19 protein-coding genes are annotated in these 18,026 nt (G+C 60.5%); 8 read left to right on the top strand and 11 right to left on the bottom strand.

Features of this window, described 5'->3' with window-relative positions:
- Positions 1-42: 42 nt before the first annotated feature.
- The gene (locus KSS91_RS08000; protein WP_007973562.1) at positions 43-330 is read right to left on the bottom strand and encodes a GNAT family N-acetyltransferase; all 288 of its coding nucleotides are present in this window, start codon (positions 328-330) and stop codon (positions 43-45) included.
- A 641-nt stretch (positions 331-971) separates the two neighbouring features.
- On the opposite strand from KSS91_RS08000, the gene oprI reads away from it, so the two are divergent.
- Entirely contained in the window at positions 972-1,223 is a 252-nt protein-coding gene (gene oprI / locus KSS91_RS07995) for an outer membrane lipoprotei OprI (protein WP_003199355.1), read from the top strand.
- Positions 1,224-1,346: 123 nt separating this feature from the next.
- Here the strand turns inward: oprI and KSS91_RS07990 are convergent, their stop codons facing one another.
- The 3 genes from KSS91_RS07990 to KSS91_RS07980 all read right to left on the bottom strand — a co-directional run bounded on the left by KSS91_RS07990 (position 1,347) and on the right by KSS91_RS07980 (position 4,181).
- Complete coding sequence (locus KSS91_RS07990) at positions 1,347-2,321, bottom strand: L,D-transpeptidase family protein (protein WP_095966395.1); 975 nt, start codon at positions 2,319-2,321, stop codon at positions 1,347-1,349.
- A 904-nt stretch (positions 2,322-3,225) separates the two neighbouring features.
- Positions 3,226-3,519, bottom strand: coding sequence for a hypothetical protein (locus KSS91_RS07985; protein WP_003226812.1), 294 nt, complete (start codon positions 3,517-3,519; stop codon positions 3,226-3,228).
- Between the two features lie 56 nt (positions 3,520-3,575).
- Positions 3,576-4,181: an arylesterase gene (locus tag KSS91_RS07980; RefSeq protein WP_007973565.1), complete on the bottom strand. Its 606-nt coding sequence runs from the start codon at positions 4,179-4,181 to the stop codon at positions 3,576-3,578.
- A gap of 10 nt (positions 4,182-4,191) precedes the next feature.
- Between KSS91_RS07980 and KSS91_RS07975 the strand changes: the two genes are divergently transcribed.
- The 3 genes from KSS91_RS07975 to greB are packed head-to-tail and all read left to right on the top strand — an operon-like array spanning position 4,192 to position 7,911.
- A complete protein-coding gene (locus KSS91_RS07975) occupies positions 4,192-4,875 on the top strand; it encodes an ABC transporter ATP-binding protein (protein ID WP_126049985.1) in 684 nt (227 codons plus the stop codon).
- Positions 4,875-7,379, top strand: a complete 2,505-nt coding sequence (locus KSS91_RS07970) for an ABC transporter permease (protein ID WP_217837545.1) — start codon at positions 4,875-4,877, stop codon at positions 7,377-7,379. Before KSS91_RS07975 ends, KSS91_RS07970 begins: the two co-directional genes overlap by 1 nt.
- Before the next feature lie 34 nt (positions 7,380-7,413).
- Positions 7,414-7,911: a transcription elongation factor GreB gene (gene greB / locus KSS91_RS07965; RefSeq protein ID WP_007973570.1), complete on the top strand. Its 498-nt coding sequence runs from the start codon at positions 7,414-7,416 to the stop codon at positions 7,909-7,911.
- A 3-nt stretch (positions 7,912-7,914) separates the two neighbouring features.
- On the opposite strand, the gene KSS91_RS07960 is transcribed toward greB, so the two are convergent.
- The 3 genes from KSS91_RS07960 to KSS91_RS07950 form a co-directional block, all read right to left on the bottom strand.
- Complete coding sequence (locus tag KSS91_RS07960; protein WP_217837544.1) at positions 7,915-8,223, bottom strand: class I SAM-dependent methyltransferase; 309 nt, start codon at positions 8,221-8,223, stop codon at positions 7,915-7,917.
- 248 nt (positions 8,224-8,471) lie between these two features.
- Positions 8,472-8,906: a DoxX family protein gene (locus KSS91_RS07955; protein WP_095966389.1), complete on the bottom strand. Its 435-nt coding sequence runs from the start codon at positions 8,904-8,906 to the stop codon at positions 8,472-8,474.
- A 103-nt stretch (positions 8,907-9,009) separates the two neighbouring features.
- Positions 9,010-10,431, bottom strand: coding sequence for an MltF family protein (locus KSS91_RS07950; RefSeq protein WP_217837543.1), 1,422 nt, complete (start codon positions 10,429-10,431; stop codon positions 9,010-9,012).
- A gap of 224 nt (positions 10,432-10,655) precedes the next feature.
- Between KSS91_RS07950 and KSS91_RS07945 the strand changes: the two genes are divergently transcribed.
- The 3 genes from KSS91_RS07945 to KSS91_RS07935 all read left to right on the top strand — a co-directional run bounded on the left by KSS91_RS07945 (position 10,656) and on the right by KSS91_RS07935 (position 13,730).
- The gene (locus KSS91_RS07945) at positions 10,656-11,471 is read left to right on the top strand and encodes a TatD family hydrolase (protein WP_217837542.1); all 816 of its coding nucleotides are present in this window, start codon (positions 10,656-10,658) and stop codon (positions 11,469-11,471) included.
- 190 nt (positions 11,472-11,661) lie between these two features.
- Positions 11,662-13,143, top strand: a complete 1,482-nt coding sequence (locus KSS91_RS07940) for a methyl-accepting chemotaxis protein (protein WP_217837541.1) — start codon at positions 11,662-11,664, stop codon at positions 13,141-13,143.
- A gap of 221 nt (positions 13,144-13,364) precedes the next feature.
- Complete coding sequence (locus tag KSS91_RS07935) at positions 13,365-13,730, top strand: Mpo1-like protein (RefSeq protein WP_095966385.1); 366 nt, start codon at positions 13,365-13,367, stop codon at positions 13,728-13,730.
- On the opposite strand, the gene KSS91_RS07930 is transcribed toward KSS91_RS07935, so the two are convergent.
- The 3 genes from KSS91_RS07930 to KSS91_RS07920 form a co-directional block, all read right to left on the bottom strand.
- A complete protein-coding gene (locus KSS91_RS07930) occupies positions 13,731-14,528 on the bottom strand; it encodes an acyl-CoA thioesterase (protein WP_217837540.1) in 798 nt (265 codons plus the stop codon).
- 234 nt (positions 14,529-14,762) lie between these two features.
- A complete protein-coding gene (locus KSS91_RS07925; protein ID WP_217837539.1) occupies positions 14,763-15,521 on the bottom strand; it encodes a CHAD domain-containing protein in 759 nt (252 codons plus the stop codon).
- 100 nt (positions 15,522-15,621) lie between these two features.
- Positions 15,622-15,900, bottom strand: a complete 279-nt coding sequence (locus tag KSS91_RS07920; protein WP_007973587.1) for a hypothetical protein — start codon at positions 15,898-15,900, stop codon at positions 15,622-15,624.
- A gap of 221 nt (positions 15,901-16,121) precedes the next feature.
- On the opposite strand from KSS91_RS07920, the gene KSS91_RS07915 reads away from it, so the two are divergent.
- Positions 16,122-17,159, top strand: coding sequence for a patatin-like phospholipase family protein (locus KSS91_RS07915; protein WP_015094013.1), 1,038 nt, complete (start codon positions 16,122-16,124; stop codon positions 17,157-17,159).
- 143 nt (positions 17,160-17,302) lie between these two features.
- Here KSS91_RS07915 and KSS91_RS07910 read toward each other — a convergent pair whose 3' ends face one another.
- The gene (locus tag KSS91_RS07910) at positions 17,303-17,992 is read right to left on the bottom strand and encodes a response regulator (protein WP_217837538.1); all 690 of its coding nucleotides are present in this window, start codon (positions 17,990-17,992) and stop codon (positions 17,303-17,305) included.
- Positions 17,993-18,026 lie beyond the last annotated feature (34 nt).

Raw genomic sequence — 18,026 nt, 5'->3', positions numbered from 1 at the left:
GGTAGAACCCGGCGTTTTTTTATGCATTCGTTTGACTGAAAGTCACTGACTCAGCTTGGCCGCATGCCGCTGGTGACGCTCCATGTAGCGCTCGACGTAGGAGCAAGATGGAATGACGGTGTAGCCCATTTCGTCAGCGTACTCCAGCGCCTTCTCGGTCAAGGCTGCCGCAATACCGCGACCACGCAATGCGTTGGGCACGAAGGTGCGATAGATATCCAGGGTCTGTTTCCCCAGATCCATATAGGTCAGATAGGCACGATGACCGTCCACATTGGTCTCGAACTGATGACCAGCCTGGTCATGGTGGATGGACAACGCCTCGCTCATCACTACTCCTCGCGGGTCTGGAATTCCGACCCCTACCTTACCGATGTTTTTCCGGCGAAGGAACATCTACGCCACCCCGTGCCTGAATGGACACCGAGAAGAACTGCACCGATCTCGCGCTACCGAGCACGTACAAATAGTAGGCACCATTGGCAGAAATGCTCAAGGTGCGCTCGTCATCATGCAGGTTGGCGGGTGCTGCTCCGTAATCACGCAGGAATGGCTCGACCGAAGGTCACTCCGGGTCGATAGCCTGAACATTGCCGGATGTTGAGACTTAAGACGAGCGTCCGTTGTTAAAGTCACCTGAACATCGAGAAAGATAGTGAGAGGTGCCACGCAAAAGCCGAACAAAAGTGTAGACGAATCCATATAGGCGGACTTTAGCCAGCCGGGGAAAAAGAGCGCTGTGCCGAAGGAACTTTTTCTCGGCAGTTCGCTCAGCCACGGGCCTTGCAGCTGGATATTTTTTAAACAATTCAGTTAAAAGTTGCTCGAAAAAGAATCAACGCCTACAATTTTTTTTGCTTCTTGCTTCACGTCAGTTTTACTTACTACAAGTAATGGGTAGTATGTACGCCGGCTATTTCCTCAATCGGAGGAGATAGCTACTTAATAGAAAGTCCTTGAAGGGGAACACGATGAACAACGTTCTGAAATTCTCTGCTCTGGCTCTGGCCGCAGTTCTGGCTACCGGTTGCAGCAGCGCATCGAAAGAAACCGAAGCACGTCTGACCGCTACTGAAGACGCAGCTGCTCGCTCCCAGGCTCGTGCAGACGAAGCTTACCGTAAAGCTGATGAAGCTCTGGCTGCTGCTCAAAAAGCACAACAGACTGCTGACGAAGCTAACGAGCGTGCTCTGCGCATGCTGGACAAAGCTAGCCGCAAGTAATAATCCCTCGGGATTGTTATCAAGCCGACCCATTTTTTGGGTCGGCTTTTTTATTGCCCGGCGTTTCTCCAGGCAATAAAAAACCCGTCGACGCGGTCAGCGTCGACGGGCTCTTGACCCGCGTTACTGCAGCGGATCGATCGGCGTGCTCGACACCATCGGCGCGATGCCGTTGCCCGGCACAGCGATCTCTACCGGCAGGCCGTCTTCGGCGGCCACCACGTCCCGCACCACATCCCAGTTCATGCGCAGGTTGTTGGTGATGTCTTCACGCTTGAGCATCGCATTGATGACCGCTGTGTGCTTGTCGACCACCGACGGGTTGCCCTTGTCGTCCAGCGGCGTGTGCGCCTCCAGATAGACCTTGCCGCCACTCATGCCGAACTTGTACGGGTCGTTGATGATCCGTACCGAGGTACCGACCGGCACCATGCCTGCCATTTGCAGCACGTTGTTGTTGAACATGCGGAAGCAACCGTGGCTGGTGCGCATGCCGATACCGAACTTCTTGTTCGAACCGTGGATCAGGTAGCCCGGAGTGCCCAGGGTGAACTTGAACGGGCCCAGCGGGTTGTCGGGGCCTGCCGGCACAACGTTGGGCAGCGGGTCACCGTCTGCCGCGTGCTCGGCCTTGATCGACGCCGGAGGCGTCCAGGTCGGGTTAGGCGTCTTGGCGGTGATGCTGGTATGGGCAATCGGCGAGCCCCAGCCTTCACGACCGATACCCAGCGGGAACGTGTACACCACGTTCTTGCCTTTCGGGTAGTAGTAGAGACGGTACTCGGCCAGGTTGATGACGATACCTTCACGCGGGCCTGGTGGCAGGATGAAGCGGGTCGGCAGAATGATTTCCGTGCCGGCGCCCGGCAACCATGCATCGACACCCGGGTTGGCCGCGACCATTTCCGTGTAGCCCAGGTCATAGGCAGTACCAAGATCGGCGAACGTGTCTTCGTACTTGGCCTTGATCACCTGCACCTGGCCGATGATGTCCTCACCGGGCGGTGGCAGGGGCAACTCCAATGCTGCAACGGGACCGGCCACAAAAAGGGCGGCAAGAGTCAGGCAGCGGGTGACGGCAGGAAAGCGCGGCAACATCCGGAAAATCCTTCGCATGATCAACAGAGGGTATAAGCACGTGATTGTACACTGCCGCCCGTTATTTCGGGGAGATGGCCCGATTGCAGGCAGTGCAAGGTGATTTTGCGATTATCTTCGCTCCCACACTGGGCCTCTGGCCACTGAAGATCCCTGTGGCGGGCTTGCTCGCGAAGGCTTTGTGTTGGGCGATGTGTTTTTTACGGGTGTACATATCCATTGCTGCGGTCACGGCCTCTGGCGGTTCCGCTCTTACAGCGGGTCACTTTGGAAAAACGGAACGCCGCCCGGCCTGTAGGAGCGAGCTTGCTCGCGATGGAGGTCAACGTTGGTAGAAGCGCCGATGGAGGTCGTCACAGGTTGACGGACAGGCTCAGGGCGTGAGGGGGCGTACACCGCAAAAGCAAAGCGAGGCGGCCTAGCGGCCGGCCTGTTTGCTGGGTTCGTTCGCCTGTGATGTACCTGCGCCTGTCAGGCCGCCATCGCGAGCAAGCTCGCTCCCACAGAAGAGCAAAGGACGATCGGTGCCCCCCCACGCTCTTCACCACTCATCAGGCCGAGCGTTAGCTCGCCTGCCGCTCTTGATCTTGATCCACCCGCCCCCTCGGCAGGCTGAGCGCAGGTGTTCATCCGGGGATGGGCGCGCAGTGCAGTTCGACGCAGTCGAACTCATTGCATGTAGGTCGAAGCGAAGCCGACCGGAGGGCAATGCCCCCGGATGAATACCGGAGCGAAGGTACCCCGAGCCTCAGCGAGGGGCCGTACGTTCGGGGCGAGCGTTTTTTGCTTCCTTTTTTAGGCGCTTGTAAAAAAGGGAGTCGCCGTCAGGGCGAAACCATAAGCCGCCGTTACCTAAAAAACGGATATGTACCCAATCAGCAAAAGACAAGCGCACAACTACGAATCAAAGCTCAAACCGCAATTCAGGCCAGATCGGCGACGTCCCCCGCTTCTGCGACTCAAGAATGGCCCGGCACAACGAACACAGCCGCTGATCCTGAAACACCCGGCGATCAACACTCGACCAGCGCGGTTGTGCCGGCAACAGGCTGCCGCAAAGGGTCCGGTCAGCCGAGCCGCCCAACTCCAGCTGACGGGTCACCAGATGCACCCGCACTTCCTGGCAGGCGAACAGATCCAGCTGTTCGTCAGGCTCGATCAGTTGATAGGCAAATAGTGACCAGGCGGGACGCGGCATCGGGGGCTCCAAATCGGGGGCGCCACCTTAGCCGAAAGCCTGCGTCTAGAAAAGTGTCATAACAGCGGTTTTAGAGTAGGCCAGACATTTTCCAGCAACTTGTCCTGGGCCCCGGCCGCCGGGTGTATGCCGTCGGCCTGCATCAACTCCGGATGACCGCCCACGCCGTCGAGGAAAAACGGCACCAGCGGGATCTTTTTCTCATCGGCCAGGTTGCTGTAGACCTCGGCGAACGCCTTGGTGTAACGCGCACCGTAATTGGGTGGCAATTGCATGCCGAGCAACAGCACCTTGGCACCGCTGGCCCGGGAGCTGTCGATCATCGAAGCAAGATTTTGTTGCAATTGAGTTGGCAGCAAACCGCGCAGGCCATCATTGCCCCCCAACTCGAGGATCACCAGTTCCGGTTTATGCTCTGCAAGCAGCGCGGGCAGGCGCGCCTGGCCTCCGGCACTGGTGTCGCCACTGATGGACGCATTGATCACTTTGTCGTCGAAACCTTCGCGCCTGAGCCGTTGTTCAAGCAGCGACACCCACCCCAGCCGGGTATCCAGCCCGAAACCGGCGCTGATACTATCGCCAACGATCAGGACTGTACCCGCCGCTGCGTTTTGGGCCATGCACATCAAGGCCAGGCCAGCACTCAAAAACCAGACACGCATCGGACTCTCCATGGGCGCAAGCATTCTCATCGCGAAGGACCTTAGCAAAGTGGTTCCCAGCGCGGAAGGTGAACTGACCATCCTGCACGAACTCAGCCTGGAACTGAACAAGGGCGACAGCCTGGCCATCGTCGGCGCTTCAGGTTCCGGCAAATCCACACTGCTGGGCCTGCTCGCCGGTCTCGACCTGCCGAGCAGCGGCGAAGTCACCCTCGCCGGGCAAGGCCTGAGCAACCTCGATGAGGACCAGCGTGCGCGCATCCGCGCCGAGCATGTGGGTTTTGTCTTTCAATCGTTTCAGCTGCTCGACAGCCTCAATGCCCTGGAAAACGTCATGCTGCCGCTGGAGCTCGATGGCCGCAAGGACGCCCGCGAACGCGCCACCGAGTTACTCCAGCGTGTAGGTCTCGGCCAGCGCCTGACGCATTCGCCGCGCCAGCTCTCCGGGGGCGAGCAACAACGCGTGGCGATTGCCCGCGCGTTTGCCGCCGAACCCGATGTGCTGTTCGCCGACGAACCGACCGGCAACCTCGACAGTCACACCGGTGAGCGCATCAGCGACTTGCTGTTCGAACTCAACAAGGAACGCGGCACGACCCTGGTGCTGGTGACCCACGATGAACGCCTGGCCCATCGGTGCCGGCGCCTGATCCGTCTTGAAGCCGGCCTGCTGGTCGCCCCTCTGGAGCCTTGATGGCACGCCTGCCGCTGTTGCGCCTGTTCAGTCTCGCCATCCGCCAATTGCTGCGCGACGCCCGCGCCGGTGAATTACGCGTATTGTTTTTTGCCTTGCTGGTGGCCGTGGCCGCGAGCACTGCCATTGGCTATTTCGGCGCCCGCCTGAATGGCGCCATGATGCTGCGCGCCACTGAGTTTCTCGGCGCCGACCTGCTCCTCGAAGGCAGTTCGCCCGCACGCCCCGAACAGATAAGAAGCGGCACAGAGTTGGGACTGCAACATGCGCAGGTGGTGGAGTTTTCCAGCGTTATCGCCACAGACAACGGCATCCAGTTGTCCAGCATCAAGGCGGCCGATGACACCTACCCGCTTCGCGGCGAACTGAAAAGCGCGCCCGCCCCGTTCGCCACGCAAAGCGCCGGTGGCGGGCCGCAACCCGGTGAAGCCTGGGTCGAGGCACGCCTGCTGACCGCCCTGGACCTGAAGATCGGCGATAGCATCGATGTCGGTATGAAAACCCTGAAACTGGCGCGGGTGCTGACCTACGAACCCGACCGCGCCGGCAATTTCTACAGCCTGACGCCGCGGGTGCTGATCAATCTCGACGACCTTGCGGCAACCGGCGTGGTGCAACCCGGCAGCCGGGTCAGCTATCGCGAATTATGGCGAGGCAATGCCCAGGCACTCGAGATGTATCGGCAACTGATCAAACCGGGACTCGCCGCCAACCAGCGTTTGCAGGACGCCCGGGATGGCAACCGGCAGATCGGCGGAGCCTTGGGCAAGGCCGAACGCTACCTGAACATGGCCAGCCTGGTGGCGGTGTTGCTGTCCGGCGTGGCGGTGGCGTTGTCGGCAACCCGCTTCGCCACCCGCCGCTTCGATGCCAGTGCCTTGCTGCGCTGCCTCGGACTATCGCGCCGGGAAACCATGGTGTTGTTCAGCCTGCAACTGACTGTGCTCGGACTGCTGGCCAGCATCAGCGGCGCCCTCCTCGGCTGGCTCGCGCAGCTTGGGTTGTTTGCCCTGCTGCACGACTTGCTGCCGACCGACGTACCTCCGGGCGGACTGTTTCCGGCCGTCGCCGGGATCGGCACCGGACTGGTGGCCCTGGCCGGTTTCGCCTTGCCGCCGCTGGCGGCTCTGGGCCGGGTTCCGCCATTACGCGTGCTGCGCCGGGACATGCTGCCGATCCCTTCCAGCACCTGGATGGTCTACGGTGCAGCGCTGGGCGCCCTCGGCCTGATCATGTGGCGCCTGAGCCTGGACCTGGTGCTGACCTTTGCCCTGCTCGGCGGTGGCGTGATTGCAGCGCTGGTGCTGGGCGGTTTGTTGTTGCTGCTGTTGAAGAGCCTGCGGCGCTTGCTTGCGCGTGCGTCCTTGCCCTGGCGCCTGGGACTCGGGCAATTGCTGCGTCATCCGCTCGCTGCCGCAGGCCAGTCCCTGGCGTTCGGCCTGATCCTGCTGTCGATGGCGCTGATTGCGCTGCTGCGCGGCGAATTGCTGGATACCTGGCAGAACCAGTTGCCGAAAAACGCCCCCAACTACTTCGCCCTGAACATCCTGCCCGCGGATAAACAGGCCTTCACCGATCACCTGATCGCCATGTCGGCAAAATCGGCACCCTTGTACCCGGTGGTGCCGGGGCGCTTGATCAGCATCAACGGCGAACCGGTGCAACAGATCGTCACCAAAGAATCGGCCGGGGACCGGGCAATCCAGCGCGACCTGAGCCTGACCTGGGCGGCGGACCTGCCGGAGGGCAACAAGCTCACGGCGGGCAATTGGTGGAACGAACAAACGCCAGACGATATTCCCGGCGTGTCGGTGGAAGGCAAGGTCGCTGAAAGCCTGAAAATCAAGCTCGGCGATCATCTGGTTTTCAGCGTGGGCGGGGTCAATCGCGAGGCGAAAGTCACTAGCCTGCGGGAGATCAACTGGGATAACTTCCAGCCGAACTTTTTCATGATCTTCCAGCCCGGCACCCTCAAGGATCTGCCGGCGACTTACCTGACCAGCTTCTATCTGGCAGCGGGACATGACCAGCAGATCGTCGACCTGTCCCGCGCCTTCCCGGCGGTGACGATCCTGCAGGTCGAAGCCTTGCTGGAACAATTGCGCAGCATCCTCGCCCAGGTCACCCTGGCGGTGGAGTACGTATTGTTGTTTGTGTTGGCGGCTGGGATGACGGTGCTGTTTTCCGGCCTGCAGGCGACGCTGGACGAACGCATTCGCCAGGGCGCGCTGCTGCGCGCGCTGGGGGCCGAACGACAATTGCTGGTCAAGGCGCGGCGCATCGAGTTCGGTTTGCTGGGGGCGGTCAGCGGTTTGCTGGCGGCATTGGGGTCGGAACTGGTGAGTCTGGTGCTCTACCGCTATGCCTTTGACCTGCCGTGGCATCCACATCCCTGGCTGTTGCTGCTGCCACTGCTGGGCGCGGTGCTGATCGGCGGTGCCGGTGTGTTCGGCACCCGTCGGGCATTGAACGCCAGCCCACTGACAGTCCTGCGCGAGGGTTGATAGACTCCAGCCGTCTCCACCACAAGAAGTTGCCATGAGCCGTTACCGCCCTCCCCGCACCGCCGGCACCGCGCTGATCACCCCCGAGGGTGAAGCGCGGATGCGCGCCGAATTCCATGAGCTGTGGCATGTGCGTCGACCCCAGGTTACCCAGGCTGTCAGCGAAGCCGCGGCACAGGGTGATCGCTCGGAGAACGCCGAGTACACCTACGGCAAAAAGATGCTGCGAGAAATCGACAGCCGCGTGCGTTTTCTCACCAAACGCCTGGAAGCGCTGAAGGTTGTCAGCGAAAAGCCCAGCGATCCGAACAAGGTCTATTTCGGCGCCTGGGTCACGATCGAGGACGAGGATGGCAAGGAGTCGCGCTACCGCATTGTCGGGCCGGATGAACTGGACCTCAAACAAGGCCTGATCAGCATTGACTCGCCATTGGCCCGAGCCCTGATCGGCAAGGCACTGGACGCCGAAGTCCGGGTCCAGACACCGACCGGTGAGCAGTGTGTTTATATCGTGGCGATCGACTACCCGTAAACCTCAAGGGCGGGTGATCAGCCCTTGCCGGGCAACGCGAGTCAGTTGCCTGATCACTTCAGGAGCATCTTCGAGGCTGGGGGATTGAATCACTGCCAGATCAAAAGTGTCGTCGGCGAAACGGGCGAGAGACTCACCGTCTTCGACAAACTGGATCAGAAAGGCAGCGGGACCGCCGGTACGACGTGGCCAGCCATCGAGATAACGCAAGAGCGTCGGCTGATGTTTGCCGCCAAGCAGGATTTTTGGATTGCGCTGGGTGAGATGTGCCGTGATCGGCGCGGGACGTACTACCGGGTTTAGTGCATTCATTGTGTCGTGTCTCTGCCTCAAAAGTCTGCATGGCAGGTGAGAGGCAACACCGAACCAGCGCTTTAGCGGTATTTCGAAGCCTGTTCCGGCTTCTATCGGCAACTGAATGAGTCACCTGGCGCCCCGCAAGTAGCTGTTTAAATCGGCGCATGGGCAACATCCTAGAGAAGCTGACTGGACAGTGTCAAGAATGACGCTCAACAAAAAAGACCCGCACGAGGCGGGTCATTTTCGTTGAACCAGAGCGGTCAGCCGGCGATGACACGGTCCGCCGAGAGTTTGCCCGCACCTTCGATCAGCACCGCGATACTGCCACCGAGCAAGGCCAGGGCGAACTCATAACCGTTGTTGGCCATGAACAGTCCATTGCTGATGTGCACCGAGAAAATCGCGACCAGCGACAGGAAGACCAGGCCCAATGCAGCCGGGCGAACCAGTAAGCCGATGATCAGCGCCAGGCCGGCAAAGAATTCGGTGCCGCCCGCCAGTGCCGCCATCAGGTAACCCGGCGTCAGTCCGAGGCTTTCCATGTACTGTGCGGTTCCGGCCAGACCATAACCACCGAATGCCCCGAAGAGTTTTTGCGCGCCGTGAGCGGCGAAAACAATGCCGACCACGATGCGCAGAACGGTCAGGCCGTAGCCAGCGCGGGTAAACAGTACCTTGTTGATCAGAGTGCTCATGCTGTTTAAATCCTTGTCAGTGTGTGTGGGTTGGGCGCCATATTAATCAATAAATCACATGTTAAAAGCGCAAAAAACCCGCTATTACAATCAGATTAGTTGATCATTTGCGAGAGACAACCTTTTGTCCCTGGGGCTCCAACGACTCCCGCTCCCGGTCGAACGCCAAGTAATACTTGTTCACGCTATTAACATAGCTGACGGGCCCCATACCCACCTGCTCCATGGCCACGCGCTCGACCTGGAAGAACCACTGGTTGGGATTCAGTCCTCGCCGCCGGGCTTCGGTGCGCATGCCCTGAACCCGCTCCGGTCCGATGTTGTAGGCCGCCAGCACGAAGGCCATGCGTTCGCGCTCGTTGAGTTTCGGGCTGGCAAAGAACTTGCGCCGGATCATCGCCAGGTACTTGGCCCCGGCCTGCACATTGCCGTCTACGTCCTGAATATTGCTGACCCCCACCCGCTGCGCCGCAGAAGGCGTGATCTGCATCAGTCCGGTCGGGCTGCCGCCACTGCGGGCGGTGGGCTGCAACGCCGACTCCTTGAAGGCCAGCGCCGCCAGGCTCAGCCAGTCCATGCCCTGGGCATCGGCGTGTTTCTGCAGCACCGGCCGGAGTTTTTCCAGGCGCTGCCGGTCCGTCTTGGCCAGTGGATAGTGCACTTGATAGAGACGGCGATAGATGCGCAGGAATGCAGCGTCCTGATCCGATGGTTTTTTGTAGACGGTGAGGAAGCGATTGATGCTGGCCCGCAGCATCGACGCATCGCGGCGTACGAACCAGAACTCCTCGCCCGGCTCACGGATGACGACCTGCTTGTCGAAACGCAGCTTGGGCAGGATCTTGCCCCAGCGCTCGGCAATCGGTTGCTCGACGATGGTCAGGTGAAAGATTCCACCCTGGACCATCTCCAGTACGTCCTCGACGGCAAGGCTCGGATCGACCCACTCGATGTTGACCGGTGGCAGTTTGTGCAAGGCGAGCTTTTGATTGATCTGGCTGACGGCATCCCCGGCGGCGCTGCCGGCGGGTAACGCCAGGGTCTTGCCGGAGAGCTGTTCAAGCCGGGTGTAGCGGCGTTCGCCCTTGATGCCCACCAGGACCAACGGGATGTTGCTGGCAATCGGCTCACTTGTGCTGACGGCAAAGCCCGGTTGCAGATCGAGCAACTCGCCTGGCGCCACCAGATCGCCCTCCCCGCGCTGCAAGGCGCCCAGCAGTTGATCCTTGGCCTTGGGAATGATCTTGAGGGTGATTTCCTGACCGTCACGGGCGTGACCGTTGAGGTATTGCTCGAACGCTCTCAGGCGATGGTATTCAACCCCGATCGCCTGCCCCTGGACTTCACCGGAACTGTTGCGGCTCTGGTTGACCAGCACCCGCAGCACACGACTGCTGCGGATCTGCGCAAGGTCGCGCACCTCGCTGGCCGGTACGGCTTGCAGCGGCCCGGGCAGACGCGCGACCGCCGTCATCGGCAGTAGCAGCGAACAACACAGCAATAGCAAAACCGAGGGACGAATCATCCACTCTCCGGAAAGAATATGAGGCCGCGTCAATGAAACGCGACGACAAAAACAGGGTGCCCAGGGCGCTGACAACGGGCGAAAGACTGGCACAGTGATGGCAAAATTACCAAGCCAGCCTGGTCCGCGGCTCAAGAGACAGCGTTAACCCGTTGTAGTTCTTGGCTTTTCTTATAAATCCACGGCTCTGATATGCTTTCCGGCCTTTGGGCCGAGGTAGCACCATGCAACTCATCGATATCGGCGTCAACCTGACCAACGCCAGTTTTGCCGACAAACACCAGGCCGTACTCGACCGCGCCTACGCGGCCGGCGTGTGCCAACTGGTGCTGACTGGCACCAGTGTCGAGGGCAGCGAACAGGCCCTTGAGCTGTGCCGGCAACTGGACGAAAGCAATCAGCGCCTGTTCGCCACCGCCGGTATTCACCCGCACTGCGCCAGCGACTGGAACGCCGACAGCGCCCGACGTTTGCGCAGCTTGCTTGACGAGCCGAATGTGGTGGCCGTGGGTGAATGCGGGCTGGATTTCAACCGTGATTTCTCGCCACGCCCGCAGCAGGAAAAGGTGCTCGAAGAACATCTGGCCTTGGCCGTCGAATTGCAGTTGCCGGTATTTCTGCACGAACGCGACGCCAGCCAGCGTTTGCTGGAGATCCTGCGCGACTTCCGCGACCAATTGCCGGCCGCGGTGGTGCACTGCTTCACCGGGGAGCAGAAGGCGCTGTTCAGCTACCTCGACCTCGACCTGCACATCGGCATTACCGGCTGGATCTGCGACGAGCGCCGGGGCACGCATTTGCATCCGCTGGTCAGGGAGATCAAGCGCGGACGCCTGATGCTCGAAAGCGATGCACCGTACCTGCTGCCGCGCAGCCTGCGCCCCAAGCCGAAAAACGGGCGAAACGAGCCGGCGTACCTGACCGAAGTATTGCGCGAAGTGGCACTGCATCGCGGGGAAAGCCAGGAGGATCTGGCGGCACACACCACAGCCTGTGCACGCGCGTTTTATGGCCTGCCATTGATCTCCTGTTCACCATAAATCCCTGTGGGAGCGAGCTTGCTCGCGATGGCGGCAACACATTCGGTACGGATGTGACTGACAAACCGCAATCGCGAGCAAGCTCGCTCCCACAGGTTTGAAATTGATCTGCATCAAGAACCAGCCACCTGAGTAGCGGCACAATAATGGCACCTTGCCAAAACTGTTTCCGCTATCAGAGAAGACCTCCATGGGTGCCTGGCTTAGCAATATCTCGCTGAAATACAAATTCTGGGCGGTCAACGCCGTCGCGTTCATCACCACCCTGTTGCTGGTGCTATACGCGGTGCAGCTTGAGCAGCAGGCCCGCAGTCACGCCTCACAGGCTTCAGCCCAGGCCCAGGCGCGATTGCTCGAAGCCTGGCCCGCCGGGCAACCGCTGCCCCCCGCCGACAACCTGCTGGCGTTCAGCCGCGGGCAAGCCCCCATGCTCAATGAGCACCCCGTGCAAGAACTGGCCGACGCCAATGGCTGGGTCGAGATCAACCCGATGCCGCTGTTCGGTGACAACCCGTTGATGGGCGCCGAAGTGTTCGCGCGCGCCGACGGGCAGCGGGTCGCCGTGATCGCCCACGGTCCAAGCCTGGGCCAGGTGTTCAGCGAGCGCTTCGCCCACTACGCGGTGGCGGTGTTCATCCTGATGCTGGCCATGCTCGGCGCATCGCAGTTGCTGATCCGATTCCTGCTCAGCCAGCTCAACACCTTGAAAGACGTCATGTTGCACGTGGAGAAAACCGGCGACCTGTCGACCCGCGTGCCATTGGCTTGCAGCGACGAAGTCGGCCAGATGGCCAACGCCTTCAACGCCATGCAGGCCGGTTATCAACGGGTGGTCAACACCGTCGCCAGCACCGCCCGGCAACTGGATATCGGCGCCGCGCGGCTGGCGGCGAGCATGAATGAAGTGCGCCACGGCATGCTCGGTCAGCAAAGCGAAACCGATCAGGCCGCCACGGCGATCAATGAAATGACCGCCACGGTCTATCACATCGCCCAGCACGCGGGCGCCACCCGTGACCTTTCACAATCGGCCGATACCCTGGCCGGTAGTGGGCAGGAAGTGGTGACGCGGGTGCAGCGCTCGATTGCCGGGCTGTCCACCGGCGTGCAGCAGACCGCCGAGATGATTCAACGCCTTGCCGAGGACAGCCAGAAGATCAACGGCGTGGTCAACGTGATTCACAGCATCGCCGAACAGACCAACCTGCTGGCGCTCAACGCCGCCATCGAAGCGGCCCGGGCCGGCGAGATGGGGCGCGGCTTTGCGGTAGTCGCCGATGAAGTACGTAACCTGGCCAAACGCGTGCAAGCCTCCACGGACGAAATCACGATCATGGTGTCGGCGTTGCAGGCCGGGACGCGGGACGCCGTGGATTTCATGCAAGATAGCTCGTTCAAGGCCGATGACTGCGTACGACAGGCGCAAGAGGCCGGCGCAGCCCTGGCTGAAATCACCGGCGCAGTGGCACAGATGCGTGAAAGCAACACACAGATCGCCGTGGCGGCCGAGCAGCAGAGCCAGGTGGCGGAAGAGATGAACCGGGCGGTGGTGAGCATCCGTGACGTGACTGAAAACACGGTGCAGCAGACGGTGACTTCGGCGACTACCAGCAATGAGTTGGCGGCATTGGCCGGGGAGTTGAGCAAGGCGATAGGTCAGCTCAAACTCTGAGGGCCCTTTCGCGAGCAAGCCCGCTCCCACAGGTGACCGCGTTCTTTCATTGAAATACGCTCAAAATGTGGGAGCGGGCTTGCTCGCGAAGGCGTCAGAACTGGCACCATCAATTCCAGTCATGGCACCTATCAAGCCAATAGCCAGCCTTGATTCGCCGCCGGCGTTGACCGGGCCTATTCTTCATTACATGTGTTCAACATGGATCGAGGATCAGCAACATGGGCAAACGTCACCCCAACCTTCCCGCCTGGCAATGGCGAGCGTACCCGAACAATCATCAGCACCCGACCAATCTGGTGTTACACCTGATCGCGGTGCCGCTGTTCATCGTGGCGTTTCTGCTGATCGTATCCGGGGTCTTCAGCCTGAGCCTGGCCAACATCGCCATTGGCGTGATCGGCGTGATTGCGGCGCTGGCCCTGCAACGCCACGGCCACAGCATGGAGACGCAAGCCGCCGAGCCGTTCAGTGACCGCAAGGATGCAGTATCGCGCCTGTTGGTCGAGCAGTTTCTGACCTTTCCGCGGTTCTTCCTCAGTGGTGGCTGGTGGCGCGCCTGGCGTGAGCGCCACCGTCGTCACTGATCAGGCGAACACCGTCACCGTCTGCCGGCTCATGGCGATCAACCGGCCATCGGCGCTCCACATTTTGGCGGCGGCGTGCCCGTAACCGTCGGCGGCGTGCTCGGTCTCGACGAGGTATTTGCACCAGTCCAGGGTGGTCAATTCCAGCAGCGGTTGCACGAACTCGATGGTCCAGGTCAGCGTGCTGCCCATCGCCGGCTTCTTCAAAAACGGCATCAGGGCCGGCGGCCAGGCGTCCACCAGTGCGAGGATATGCGCCTCGCCGATGGCCTCTTCCTTGTCATCGCAGCGCAAGCGCACCCAACCACCCATTTGCCGCGATGTGCTACCGCTGAACGGCAGCCCGCCAACACTCCAGCGCATCGCCAGGTGCCGCATGAACTCAGGGATGACGCCTTCGATAAAAGGCAATTCCTGGCATTCGTCCCAGTGCTTCATTTCAGGTGCCGGTTCAGCGGCCACGGCCACCACCGAAGGGCGTGAAGCGCCGAAGCTCCCCTGGATCAACGTCACCACCTGGCCCTTCTGCATCACCCGGCCCAACACCTGGCTGACCGCCTTGCCTTCGCGCAATACGTCGACTTCAAAGCTGACTGGAACCTCAGGCTCAACCGGGCCGACAAAGGTGATCGCCAATGAGCGCACCGGACGATCCGCTGGTACCCGGGCACGCATGGCTTCGTACTGCAAAGCCGCCACCACGCCACCGAAACTGGCGCGCCCCTGGCCCCAGGAGGCCGGAATGGACAGCTCCAGCGGCTGGCTACGGACAGCGTCAAGCAGTTCGGAAAAACGCATGAAAACCTCAAGGGATCGGAAAAAGATGAAGGGATCTTAACCAGCCGGCGAGATGGATACATCGCCTATTCCGGACAAATTGACTGACAGATAAGTCGCGCAGGTTTCATATCGAACATAAACCTCCTGTGGGAGCGGGCTTGCTCGCGAAGAGGCCATCAGCTTCAGCATCAATGCTGACTGACACACTGCTTTCGCGAGCAAGCCCGCTCCCACATTTGTTCGGTGGTGATATCAGGATTTGAAGCAATCGCGACTGAGCTTTTCCAGCACCCGGTCCGCCCGGCTTTCTGCCTCGGCCATGGTGGTTGTCCAGACCGCGACACAGGGCCGCAAATCCGCTTCCTGCTCAGCCATGGCCAGCCATTGCACGCAATCGTGCCACTCACCCAGCGCGCCCTGAGCCGATTTCAATCGGGGCATGGCCGCTTTCGGTAAACGGTCCAGCTCGGGGTAAGCGTCGATACCATAGCGCACGCGCTTGATCAGCAGGCGTAGCCGATGACGGTCGTGGGCCGGGTCGTGCAGTGCTTCATCGAGTTTTTTCCACTGCTTGCCCAGGCGTTTTTCGATGCGCTTGCGCAGGCCCTTGAGCAATCCCTGGCGCTGGGCAGCGCGCAGAAAACGCGGAAACGCATCGAGCACGATCAGCAATTGCGCGAGCTCGGGACTGGCCGCCACGGCCGGATAAGCTTCGGCCATTTGCGCCATGCGCCACTGTGCAGCGTGAGGTTGACCGTGCTCAAGCAGGTACGCCGCCAGCACTTCGCGATCACGCAACGGCGTGGTCAGATCGCCCACCCGCGAGGCGGCCACCTCCAGTTGTTCGACACCGGGCAACCCGCGCAAAGGCCGCAACAGACTGCGTAACCGACGCATGGTTGTGCGCAGATCGTGTAAAGCTTCAGGGTCAGTCCGCTCTCTCAAGCGGGCCTGACAGGCCAGCAGACGAACTTCCAGGCCCAGGACATGAGCCACCAGCCGATCGATCATGGGGGTTTACTCCGTAAACAGCGCCAGGCTGCAAGCTACGAGCTGCAAGCCCGATGAGTCTTGCAACTCGTAGCTTAGAGCCTGCAGCTGCTTTTTGCCTTCAGCGCCCCGCGCGCGATTCACGAATATAGAAACGAGCCTTCTCGGCTTTCCTGGTGCAGCCTTCGAACCCCTCGAATTGCTGCTGGGTCTTGGCCGCGGTCAACAGCGACAGGGCCTTGGAGTAGCTGACGGTCCCGGCGAAACCTTCGGCTTTGGCCAGGTCCAGTTCATGCCATGCCGCATCCAGGTTACTTCCGCAACTGTCGCGGTAGGCGGTTTTTCCGGCACAACCGGCGAGTGCCAGGGCAATCAATGGCACGCAGATCCAGGCTTTCATCACTTACTCCTCAAAAATAGGTCAACAGTCATGCAGGTAAGACGGTGTAGCACCTGAAAAGTGCCGTTGGTCCGCTGTGCGAACTATAGCGCTGACGAGAACAACCATGTGCCGCCATGGAGTGTCGAAAATACGACGCTCTTGCCCCCTCGAACGACCATGACGATTGAAGCATGCCCCTCGATGGGTGCATTGTTGAAGCATTCAAACGAGGGCGATTCATGAAAAAGCGTGTCGCACTGGTATTGGGCTCGGGTGGAGCCCGGGGTTACGCACATATTGGGGTCATTGAAGAGATCGAACGGCGCGGCTATGACATTGCCTGTATCGCCGGTTGCTCCATGGGCGCGGTAGTGGGCGGGATCTACGCCGCCGGCAAACTCAATGAATACCGCGACTGGATCGAGAGCCTGGATTACCTCGACGTGTTGCGCCTGGTGGACGTCAGTTTTCGTCTGGGGGCGATTCGTGGCGAGAAGGTGTTCGGGCAGATTCGCAAGATCGTCGGCGAGATCAACATCGAAGACTTGCGTATCCCCTATACCGCCGTTGCCGCCGACCTGACCAACCAGCAGGAAATCTGGTTCCAGGAAGGTTGCCTGCACCAGGCGATGCGCGCCTCGGCAGCGATTCCCAGCCTGTTCACCCCGGTGATGCAGGGCAACCGCATGCTGGTCGATGGCGGCATTCTCAACCCGCTGCCGATCGTGCCCGTGGTGTCGAGCCATTGCGACCTGATCATCGCGGTCAACCTCAACTCCACCAACCAGCGCCACTATCAATTGCCGGTGATCCAGCGCCCTGCCGCGTTCAAGAGCCGCTTCGACAACCTGATGAGCTCTGTCGGCTCGAAGTTGCCGTTCCGGCGTAAACAGGCGGAACAATTGTTGATCCTGGAGCAGGAAGCGTTGAAAGCCGAAGGGGCGGATTTCAACCCGTGGATCGAGTCCGCCGAACCCGAAGCCCAACAACCCGCGGCCGCCCCGGAAGCCAGTGGCGCGCCCCGCTCCGCCACCGGTTCGTTCATCATCGACAACGTCGGGCCGGCATCCTTGCTCGACTTGATCAACCAGAGTTTCGAGGTGATGCAGACGTCGCTGGCGCAGTACAAGATTGCCGGGTATCCGCCGGACATCCTGATCAACGTGCCCAAGCGCGTGTGCCGTTTTTTCGAGTTCTACAAGGCGCCGGAGCTGATCGCGCTGGGACGGGAGATTGCGCGCGATACGCTGGATCGGTATGAGAATGAGCAGAATTGAACGTCTGAAAGTTCTCGATTGAATGTAATGCCCTCTTCGCGAACAAGCCCGCTCCCACATGGGATTTTGTGTACACCAAAGATTCACTGTGGGAGCGGGCTTGCTCGCGAAAACGCCAGATCAGTCACCACAAAATTTCAAAACTATTCACTCAACAACCGATACCCCACCCCCGCCTCGGTCACGATAAACCTGGGTTGGGTCGGGTCATCCGCCAGTTTCTGGCGCAAGTGCCCGACCACGATGCGCAGGTAGTGAGTATCTTCGGTGTGTGTCGGCCCCCAGATGTCCTTGAGCAATTGCTGCTGGGTGATCACCCGCCCGGGATGCCGCGCCAGTTGCGCCAGCACGGCGTACTCCTTGCGAGTCAACGCAACTTCGATACCGTCGAGCAATACCCGGCGATACGCCAGGTCGACCGTCAAAGGACCGAAGCTCAGCGCCGCTGGCTGGGTTTCGCCGACGGGCGCCTGGCGCAGCAACGCACGAATCCGCGCCAGGAATTCCTGGATACCGAACGGCTTGGTCACGTAGTCATTGGCGCCGCCATCCAGGGCCTCGACTTTCTGCCCTTCACTGGCGCGCACGGAGAGCACCAGCACCGGCACCGTCGACCACTCGCGAAAATCGCGCAATACCTGTTGGCCGTCCATGTCCGGCAAGCCGAGGTCGAGCACCAGCAAGTCCGGTTTGTTTAATGCAGCTTGGGCCAAGCCTTCACTGCCAGTGCCGGCCTCCAGCACTTTGTAGCCCTGGGAAGCGAGGCTGATGCGCAGGAATTTGCGGATCTGCGGTTCGTCGTCGATGACCAGTATGGTCGCGGTCTGGCTCATGAATTCACATCAACAAAAAGAAGTGGCAAGAGAG

It is taken from the genome of Pseudomonas azerbaijanorientalis (genome assembly GCF_019139795.1).
Classification (GTDB): domain Bacteria; phylum Pseudomonadota; class Gammaproteobacteria; order Pseudomonadales; family Pseudomonadaceae; genus Aquipseudomonas; species Aquipseudomonas laurylsulfatiphila.
Note: the sequence above shows the minus strand (reverse complement) of the source record. Positions and strands in the feature narration are given on the sequence as shown.

Coding starts and splice junctions, on each gene's coding strand:
- KSS91_RS08000 (WP_007973562.1), bottom strand. CDS start 330: ATGAGCGAGGCGTTGTCCATCCACCATGACCAGGCTGGTCATCAGTTC.
- oprI (WP_003199355.1), top strand. CDS start 972: ATGAACAACGTTCTGAAATTCTCTGCTCTGGCTCTGGCCGCAGTTCTG.
- KSS91_RS07990 (WP_095966395.1), bottom strand. CDS start 2,321: ATGTTGCCGCGCTTTCCTGCCGTCACCCGCTGCCTGACTCTTGCCGCC.
- KSS91_RS07985 (WP_003226812.1), bottom strand. CDS start 3,519: ATGCCGCGTCCCGCCTGGTCACTATTTGCCTATCAACTGATCGAGCCT.
- KSS91_RS07980 (WP_007973565.1), bottom strand. CDS start 4,181: ATGCGTGTCTGGTTTTTGAGTGCTGGCCTGGCCTTGATGTGCATGGCC.
- KSS91_RS07975 (WP_126049985.1), top strand. CDS start 4,192: ATGGGCGCAAGCATTCTCATCGCGAAGGACCTTAGCAAAGTGGTTCCC.
- KSS91_RS07970 (WP_217837545.1), top strand. CDS start 4,875: ATGGCACGCCTGCCGCTGTTGCGCCTGTTCAGTCTCGCCATCCGCCAA.
- greB (WP_007973570.1), top strand. CDS start 7,414: ATGAGCCGTTACCGCCCTCCCCGCACCGCCGGCACCGCGCTGATCACC.
- KSS91_RS07960 (WP_217837544.1), bottom strand. CDS start 8,223: ATGAATGCACTAAACCCGGTAGTACGTCCCGCGCCGATCACGGCACAT.
- KSS91_RS07955 (WP_095966389.1), bottom strand. CDS start 8,906: ATGAGCACTCTGATCAACAAGGTACTGTTTACCCGCGCTGGCTACGGC.
- KSS91_RS07950 (WP_217837543.1), bottom strand. CDS start 10,431: ATGATTCGTCCCTCGGTTTTGCTATTGCTGTGTTGTTCGCTGCTACTG.
- KSS91_RS07945 (WP_217837542.1), top strand. CDS start 10,656: ATGCAACTCATCGATATCGGCGTCAACCTGACCAACGCCAGTTTTGCC.
- KSS91_RS07940 (WP_217837541.1), top strand. CDS start 11,662: ATGGGTGCCTGGCTTAGCAATATCTCGCTGAAATACAAATTCTGGGCG.
- KSS91_RS07935 (WP_095966385.1), top strand. CDS start 13,365: ATGGGCAAACGTCACCCCAACCTTCCCGCCTGGCAATGGCGAGCGTAC.
- KSS91_RS07930 (WP_217837540.1), bottom strand. CDS start 14,528: ATGCGTTTTTCCGAACTGCTTGACGCTGTCCGTAGCCAGCCGCTGGAG.
- KSS91_RS07925 (WP_217837539.1), bottom strand. CDS start 15,521: ATGATCGATCGGCTGGTGGCTCATGTCCTGGGCCTGGAAGTTCGTCTG.
- KSS91_RS07920 (WP_007973587.1), bottom strand. CDS start 15,900: ATGAAAGCCTGGATCTGCGTGCCATTGATTGCCCTGGCACTCGCCGGT.
- KSS91_RS07915 (WP_015094013.1), top strand. CDS start 16,122: ATGAAAAAGCGTGTCGCACTGGTATTGGGCTCGGGTGGAGCCCGGGGT.
- KSS91_RS07910 (WP_217837538.1), bottom strand. CDS start 17,992: ATGAGCCAGACCGCGACCATACTGGTCATCGACGACGAACCGCAGATC.